At 71.0% G+C, this 5,715-nt stretch carries 1 protein-coding gene; it reads right to left on the minus strand.

The window, feature by feature from the left end:
- Positions 1-5,715: non-ribosomal peptide synthetase (locus tag A9X05_RS01470; protein ID WP_156736188.1), on the minus strand; the 5,715-nt coding region annotated here is incomplete at both ends.

The raw sequence follows: 5,715 nt of genomic DNA on the forward strand, positions 1-5,715 counted from the left end.
GGCGCGCGGGCCACCTGCGCAGCGAACAACCCGGGCACCGACACCGACCCCGGCACCGGCGCACTCAGAACCGCCCGGTTACCGAACACATCCAGCCGCGCCCGCTCGGCCTCATCGAGCACATCCACCGACGACAACGCCCGGCCGGGGTCGGCGGTCATGGCCGCCAACACCCGCCGCAGCCGCGCGATCAGCGCTTCGATGGTGTCGGCGTCGAAGACGTCGGTGCGGAATTCCACCCGGCCGCCGATGCCGGCGGCCTGCCCGGTCTCGCTGAAGCGTTCGGCCAGTGAGAACACCAAATCCATCCGGGCGGACTCGGTGTCGACCGGCACGGAGGTGACGTCGAGGTCGCCCAGCGCCAGACCGGCGGCCGGATCGTCGTGGCCGGCGAAGTTCTGCCAGGCCAACATGACCTGCACCAGCGGGTGGTGGGTCAGGCTGCGGGCCGGGTTGAGCCGCTCGACGAGCAACTCGAACGGCACGTCTTGATGCTCGAAGGCCTCCAGGCTGCGCGCCTGGACGCGTGCCAGCAGTTCGGCGAAAGTGGGGTCGCCGGCCAGGTCGACCCGCAGCACCAACGTGTTGACGAAGAAACCGACGAGCGGGTCCAGGGCGCGGTCGCGCCGCCCGGCGATCGGGAAGCCGATCGGAATGTCCGAGCTGGCACCGACTTTCGACAGCAGCACCGCCAGCGCGGCCTGCACCACCATGAACGTGGTCGCGTTGTGCTCGCGGGCCACCCGGCGAACCTGCTGCTGCAGTTCCGACGGCCAATCGACGACCACGCTGGCGCCCCGCTGGTCGGCGACGGGCGGGTAGGGTCGGTCGGTGGGCAGCTGCAACCGCTCGGGCATCCCGGCCAGCGCATCCCGCCAGTAGGACAGCTGGGCCGCGATGGGGCTCTGGCTGTCGTCCAGCTCACCGAACTGCGCGCGCTGCCACAGCGTGTAGTCGACGTATTGCACCGGCAGGTCGGCCCAGCCGGGCGCCTCCCCCGCGCTTCGGCTGGCGTAGGCGACACTGAGGTCGGCGGCCAGCGGCGTGAGGGACAGGCCGTCCGCGGCGATGTGGTGCACGACGATGACCAGCAGGTGTTCGCGCTCGCCGAGGGCGAAAAGCTTTGCCCGCAGCGGGGTCTCGGTGGCCAGGTCGAAGGTATGGCGGGTCGTCGCCGCGATGGCCTCGTCCACCTCGCCCGCCGGGGATCCGGTGGCGTCGACGACCTCCCAGCCGAAGTCGACCTCCTCGGCGGATAGCACCAGCTGCTGGGGCGTTCCGTGGCGGGCGGGGAACAGCGTGCGCAGGCTCTCGTGGCGGTTGACCACGTCGGCCAGCGCCGCCCGTAGCGCATCGGTGTCGAGGCGCCCGCGCAGCCGCAACGCGGCCGCCATGTTGTAGATCGGCGACGGGCCCTGCAACTGCTGGATGAACCACAACCGGCTCTGCGCGAACGACAACGGGATCACGGCCGGGCGGTCTCCCGCCACCAACGGCCGCAGGCGCCCCGCGGTCTCGCCGATGCGGGGGGCCAGTTGCGCGACCGTCGGCGCCTCGAACACGGCGCGCACCGGCAGCTCGGTCTCGAGCGAGCTGTTGATGGCCGCGATCAGGCGCATCGTGGACAGTGAATCGCCGCCGAGATCGAAGAACGAGTCGTCGACCCCGACGCTTTCGACGCCGAGCACCTCGGCGTAGATGCCGGCCAGGATCTCCTCGACCGCCGTGCTCGGGGCGCGGTAGTTGCCGACGTCGTGGTAGTCCGGGGCGGGCAGGGCGCGGGTGTCGAGCTTGCCGTTGACGGTCATGGGCAGCGCCGGGAGGACGACGACCGCGGCCGGCACCATGTACGCCGGGAGCCGCTCGGCCAGCGCGGCGCGGGCGTGGCCCGCGTCCACCGTCCCGGTGACGTAACCCACCAGCCGTTTGTCGCCGGGAGGGTCCTCACGGGGGACGACCACCGCCTGCTCGACACCGTCCAAAGCGCCCAGGGCGGACTGGATTTCGCCGAGTTCGATGCGGTAGCCGCGGATCTTGACCTGTTCGTCGGCGCGGCCGAGGTAGCGCAGTTGCCCGTCGGGCCCCCAGCACACCAGGTCGCCGGTGCGGTACATCCGGGTTCCCGGTCCGCCGAACGGGCAGGCCATGAAGCGCGACGCCGTCAACCCGGATCGGCGCCAATACCCGACCCCGACACCGTCGCCGGCCAGGTACAGCTCTCCGACCACCCCGGCGGGGACCGGTTGAAGCCACTCGTCCAGCACGAAGAAGGCCGCCCGCGTCACCGGTGAGCCGATCGGGGGGAAGCCCGACCCCGCCGCCAACGGCGCGCTCTTGCACGCCCACATCGTCGTTTCGGTTGGGCCGTAAACGTTTACCATCACCCGTCCGGGCGCCCAGCGATCCACCAGTTCGGGCGGGCAGGGCTCCGCCCCGATCACCAGAGCGGTCGCATCCAGCCCGTCCGTCGGCAACAACCCCACGGCCGACGGGGTTTGGGTGAGCACGGTGACGCGCTCGTCGACCAGGAGGGCATGAAATTCTCCCGGTGAGCGCGAAACCGATTCGGGCACCACCACCAGCCGGCCGCCGTGCAGCAGTGCGCCCCAGATCTCCCACACCGAGAAGTCGAAGGCGTAGGAGTGGAACTGGGTCCAGACCTGCTCCGGCGACAGTTCGATGCCGATCCGCAGCGAGTCGAAGAGCTGTGCGACGTTGTTTTGGGTTACCGCAACGCCTTTCGGCACACCGGTGGTGCCGGAGGTGTAGATGATGTGCGCGAGGTCTTCGGGCGCGGGCGCCGGCGGCGCCGTGCGGGGCTCGGTGGCCAGGGCGGGGTCGCCGACGTCGACGACCGCCAGGTCCAACCCGTTCAGCCGGTCGGCCAGCTCGGTGGTGGTGACCGCGGCGACCGGCGCGGCGTCGCCGAGCATGAACTCGATCCGGGCCGCCGGCAGCGCCGGGTCGATCGGCAGGTAGGCCGCCCCGGACTTGAGTGCGGCCAGGATGGCCACGATCGCCTCGGCCGAACGCGAAAACAGCAGTGCCACACGCTCACCCGGGCGTGCGCCGTGCCGGATCAGCAGGTGCGCCAGCCGGTTGGCCGCCTCGTCGAGTTCGCGGTACGTCATTGACCGGCCGTCGCAGACCAGCGCCACCGCGTCGGGGGTGCGGGCCGCCTGCGCGGCGAACAGTGCCGGAACCGACGCCGGCGCGGCCGGCTCGGTCAGCACCCGCCTGTTGCCCCATTCTTCGAGCCGGGCGCGTTCGGCGGGGTCGAGCAGGTCCACCGCGGACAGCCGGCTCCGCGGCTCGGCGGTGACCGCCGTCAGCATCCGCTGCAACCGCTCGATCAACGCCTCGACGGTCTTGCCTTCGAAGACGTCGGTGCGGTATTCGGCCGTGACGGCGATGCCGGCCCGTTGGCCGGAGTCGGTCCAGCGCTCGGCCAGCGAGAACGTCAGGTCCATGCGAGCGGTGTCGGTGTGCACGGGCATCGGCGTGACCTGCAGATCGCCCAGCGCCAGCCCGCCGGCGGGCGCGGTGACCTCCCCGGGGAAGTTCTCCCACCCCAGCAGCACCTGGATCAGCGGATGATGGGTCAGGCTCCTGGTCGGGTTGAGCCGCTCCACCAGGAGTTCGAAGGGCACGTCCTGATGCTCGAAGGCGGCCAGGCTGCGCCGCCGCACCTGGGCCAACAGGTCGGCGAACGTCGGGTCGCCGGCCACGTCGACCCGCAGCACCAGGGTGTTGACGAAGAAGCCGATCAGCTCGTCGAGCGCGGGCTCGGATCGGCCGGCAATCGGAAAGCCCACCGCCACATCGTCATTGGCGCCGACTTTGGAGAGCAGCGCGGCGAACGCGGCTTGAATGACCATGAAGCTGGTCGCGTTGTGCTCGCGCGCCACGCGGCGGATCTGTTGCTGTAGCTCCGCCGGCCAGTCCACCGCGAGGCGGGCGCCGCGGTGGTCGGCAACCTGCGGGTAGGGCCGATCGGTGGGCAGTTGCAGGCGTTCGGGCAACCCGGCCAGCGTGTCGGTCCAGAAGTCCAGCTGCGCCGAGATCCGGCTGTCGCGGTCGTCCACCTCGCCGAGATGCGCGCGCTGCCAGAGGGTGTAGTCGACATACTGCACCGCCAGCGGCGCCCAGTCCGGGGCCCGCCCCGCGCACCGGCTGGCGTAGGCCAGCCCGAGGTCGCGGGCGAACGGGGTGATCGACCAGCCGTCGGCGGCGATGTGGTGCACCGCCACCACCAGGATGTGTTCGTCGTTGCTCACGGTGAAAAGTTCGGTGTGCAAGGGACTTTCACTTGCGAGGTCGAAGGCGTACCGGGCCGCCCCGGCCACTTGTTCGCGCAGGCGGTCTTCCGGCCAGCCGCGGGCGTCGGTGACGGCGCAGGCGAATCCGATCTGCTCGGCGGAGACCACCACCTGCCGCGGGATTCCGTCGCTCGCCGCGAACACCGTGCGCAGGCTCTCGTGGCGGTCCACGACGTCGGCCAGCGCCGCGACCAGCGCGTCGGCGTTCAGCTGCCCGCACAGCCGCAAGGCGACGGTGACGTTGTACATCGGCGAGGGGCCCTGGAACTGGTCGATGAACCACAGCCGCGTCTGCGCGAACGACAGCGGAATCACATCCGGGCGTTCCCCGGCCACCAGGGGCACCGGGCGGTTCGCCTCGTCGCCGATGAGGAGCACCAGCTCGGCGACCGTGGGCGCCTCGAACACGGCGCGCACCCCGAGGTCGGCGTTCAGGCTCGCGTTCACCGCGGCGATCAGTCGCATCGCCGACAGGGAATCGCCACCCAGGTCGAAGAACGAGTCATCGACGCCGACCCGCTCGAGCCCGAGCACCTGTCCGTAGATGCCGACGAGGATCTCTTCGGCGGGCGTAGCCGGGGCGCGGTAGCGGTCCACGTCTTGGTACTCCGGCGCCGGCAGCGCCTTGCGGTCCAGCTTGCCGGAGGAGGTCAGCGGGAATTCCTCAAGCGCGACAATGTGTGTCGGCACCATGTACTCGGGCAGCCACGCGCTCAGCTGGTCGCGCACCTCGCCGATCTTGGTGTTGGTGCGCGGGTCGTTGGCGTGGCTGGCGCGCTGTCGCGGGGCGGGCAGGTAGAGGTCGGTCAGGGGCGCGGCGGGCTGGTCCCCGGCGTCGACGAAGACCGCACTGAGCGTCCCCGGTTGGGCGCCCCAGGTCACCGCGACGAGGTAACCGGCGGCCTCCCCGAGGCGATGCAGTTCCTCGGCGACGGCGGCGTCCTCGACATCGGCTTCGGCGAGCGCGTCGGCGACGGGCCGCCCGGCGGCGAGCGCCGCTTCGACGCGGACGTCGTTGACCACCCCGGCCTGCGGGATGTCGGTGATCCGGACGACGGCCGGCCGCTGGGAGGCGAGTTCGTCGCGCAAGCCCGTCAAGCCCGCGCACTCTGTCCACGACCACGTGGGGGCGTCGGCCATCGAATGGACCTGCGCGGGCGCCTTGTGGATAACGACGTCGTAGCGGTACCGATTGAGTTCGTTGTCGGCGAAGCCGCGCTTGACCTGGATGTCGACACCGCCGGCCGCCGGACAATTGACCGCCCAGGTGGTGAAAAAGTCTGGGGCCAAGAGCAATTCGGTCTCGCCGAGCATGGCGTGCCGAACCCGCTGACGGATCTCGGCCGCCTCGGCGGCCTCGGCGGCCGCCCCGGCGCGCGTCAGCACGATCGCGGTC

Origin of the sequence: Mycobacterium sp. E3298 (genome assembly GCF_001666895.1) — a bacterium.
Taxonomy (GTDB): Bacteria; Actinomycetota; Actinomycetes; order Mycobacteriales; family Mycobacteriaceae; genus Mycobacterium.